We start from the raw sequence: 2,529 nt of genomic DNA, 5'->3' as shown, positions 1-2,529 counted from the left end.
CTTCTGAACAATGAAGCTTATTATCCTGAAGGACTTGAGCCTGAGCTTGATAAGAACATGCAGACATCAGCCAATTTTTTAGTCGATATCGTAGAAAGCAGCACTAATAAGCAGTGGGCTTATTTCATGAGTGAATTAGCAAGCCTTAAAGGAACATTTGAATCACTGCAGGAGTAGAGTCTTCTTTCGTTCTAAAGGCTAGTAGTTATCCATGCGACTAGCCTGTCAATCAAACTTGAAGGGGAGAGAGTTTAGATATTTAATTTCTGTTGCTCATCAGCAGCTTTGGAATAGAGCCTTTAGCGGTCTTAGATATTTTCTGCATCAGTTGAAAACTCGGCTGTTGAATGCCGTGGTCACTTTGAAGCTCATCAATCATCAATAACCACAACCGTGCTGTCATTTCTGAATCGGCTAACGCTCTGTGGAAAGTACCGTCGTTGTCGATATTCTTAAAGCGCACAAGGTCGCCTAGCTTATGAGTCGGCGCATCTTGGATTAGGCGGCGAGCAATCAACATTGAGCAAGCGAACTTGCCTGTGTAGTCTCGGCCAATAAAGTCTAATTCCGCATCGAGAAAGCGCTTATCAAACGACGCATTGTGAGCAACAAGTTGGCTGCCTTGGATAAAGTCTGCAAACTCATCCATCACTTCGCTACAATTGGCCGCTTTGCTTAACATGCGGTTACTGATCCCGGTATAGCTTTCAATGAACCCGCTAACACGAAACCCTGGGTTCATGAGTTGCTGAAAGGTGTCGACGACTTCGCCGTTAACTAATTTAACCGCACCGATTTCAATCGCTCGGTCACCCATGTTTGGTGATAAGCCTGTGGTTTCGAAATCGAGAACGATAACGGAGTCTGCGGAGTTTGGAGCCATCGTGTTTCCTAATTACTATTGGGTGGTATCGCTTTATGTGAGGCGTTTGGTGCTGCTATCAGTGAAGCTATTATGTGTTACTGCTGATAGTGAGCTCAGTGTAACCCGTCGAATCGTCATGCTCTCTGTTGAAGGTCAAAGTATCGTAGCGGTGAACAATCAATTCAGCGGTGGTTGCGATGATCGTTCCCTCCAACAGATGACCGCCAATCACGTCACCATTTTCATCAGCAACGGATATATGAATATGCTGGTGGTTCGAGGTTAGCGTTGCCATCACAGATACGATTTCGAATGGAGCTTTGATTAGCTTGGTGTTGTTTGCATTAGCCAGACGAATATTGAGTTGAGAAACACATCCGACACATGACGCGACAGAGCCCGCTGAGATATTGTGCGCTGTCACTAGCTTTTGGAGTTCAAGCTTTAGATCTTGGCCTCTAGTTAATCTCGTTGCGATAGGAGTGATCATCTTATTGCCTCAACTTTATATGTATTTCAAAGAACAAAACGAAGCCACATAGGGCTTCGTTTTATTTTCATTTTGGCTAACGCGACTTTCGCATTGTCTAAACCTGAAATTACTCAGGTTGCTGTAGGTCTCTTTTCTTTTTAGGCACGAAGTTCAATACAGATATTGGCACTTCTTTGCGTGGTTCAAAACCTTCAACAACACGACGTTCAATCAAGTGACCAAGACGTTTTTCGATAATGCACAGGTTCTTGAAGTTGTCTTTCGATAGGAAAGAGATCGCTTCACCAGATGCATCAGCACGGCCAGTACGACCAATACGGTGAACATAATCATCTGCTGGGAATGGGATGTCGTAGTTTACTACGCGGCTTAGATTATCGATATCGATACCACGAGCAGCAACACCTGTCGCAACTAGATACTTTAGACGACCTTTTTTGAAATCAGCCAGAATCTTTTCACGAATCGCTTGGCTACGTCCACTGTGGAAAGCTTCAGCTTCGATACCACGCTTTTCAAGTTGGGCAACTAGCTTAGCCGCGCCGTGCTTAGTCTCGATAAAGATAAGCGCTTGGTCCCATTCACCGTCATTGATCATGTGGCTTAAAAGTGCAGACTTACGGTCTTTATCTACGGTTACCAACCATTGTTCAATGTTCGCTTTAGAAGCGTCAGTTTTGGCAATTGAGATCTCTTCCGCTTCGCTGATAGCACTTTTCGCTAGCGCACGCACTGGCGTTGAAAGCGTTGCTGAGAACAGTAGATTTTGGATGTCTTGTGGTAAACGCGCAATGATCTTGTTGATGTCTTCAATGAAACCCATGTCTAACATGCGGTCGGCTTCATCAAGAACCAGTACTTCAACTTCATCAAAATGAACGGCACGTTGTCCGTACATATCGATCAAACGACCTGGAGTTGCCACAAGAATATCGACACCTTCGATCAAGCGGTCTTTCTGGTGTTGGTAAGATACGCCACCGTACATCGCTAGTGATGTTAGGTTTAGGAACTTCGCGTACTTAGTAATGTTCTGCTCAACCTGAATCGCAAGCTCGCGAGTTGGTGTCAGAATAACAGCACGAATACGTTTTTTACGTTGTGTTTCACCTTTACTTAGCATTTCTAAGATAGGGAGAACAAAGCTCGCAGTTTTACCTGTACCTGTTTG

Annotated in this window: 3 protein-coding genes and 1 pseudogene; 1 reads left to right on the top strand and 3 read right to left on the bottom strand. The window is 44.4% G+C overall.

What is annotated here, in order from left to right:
- A pseudogene (locus AB4496_RS25065) lies at positions 1-177 on the top strand (DNA polymerase III subunit alpha); the annotation flags it as partial.
- 82 nt (positions 178-259) lie between these two features.
- Here the strand turns inward: AB4496_RS25065 and AB4496_RS25060 are convergent.
- From AB4496_RS25060 to AB4496_RS25050, 3 genes are all read right to left on the bottom strand, one after another.
- On the bottom strand, positions 260-883 hold the full coding sequence (locus AB4496_RS25060; RefSeq protein ID WP_102258184.1) for a PolC-type DNA polymerase III: 624 nt from the start codon (positions 881-883) through the stop codon (positions 260-262).
- Positions 884-953: 70 nt separating this feature from the next.
- Positions 954-1,355 (bottom strand): PPC domain-containing DNA-binding protein, encoded by a 402-nt coding sequence (locus AB4496_RS25055; protein WP_102258183.1) that lies wholly within the window; start codon positions 1,353-1,355, stop codon positions 954-956.
- 109 nt (positions 1,356-1,464) lie between these two features.
- On the bottom strand, positions 1,465-2,529 hold a 1,065-nt coding region (locus tag AB4496_RS25050; protein ID WP_372132520.1), incomplete at its 5' end, for a DEAD/DEAH box helicase.

Source organism: Vibrio sp. 10N.222.46.A1 (genome assembly GCF_041473595.1).
GTDB classification, from domain to species: domain Bacteria; phylum Pseudomonadota; class Gammaproteobacteria; order Enterobacterales; family Vibrionaceae; genus Vibrio; species Vibrio tasmaniensis_A.
Note: the sequence above shows the minus strand (reverse complement) of the source record. Positions and strands in the feature narration are given on the sequence as shown.

Coding starts and splice junctions, on each gene's coding strand:
- AB4496_RS25055 (WP_102258183.1), bottom strand. CDS start 1,355: ATGATCACTCCTATCGCAACGAGATTAACTAGAGGCCAAGATCTAAAG.
- AB4496_RS25060 (WP_102258184.1), bottom strand. CDS start 883: ATGGCTCCAAACTCCGCAGACTCCGTTATCGTTCTCGATTTCGAAACC.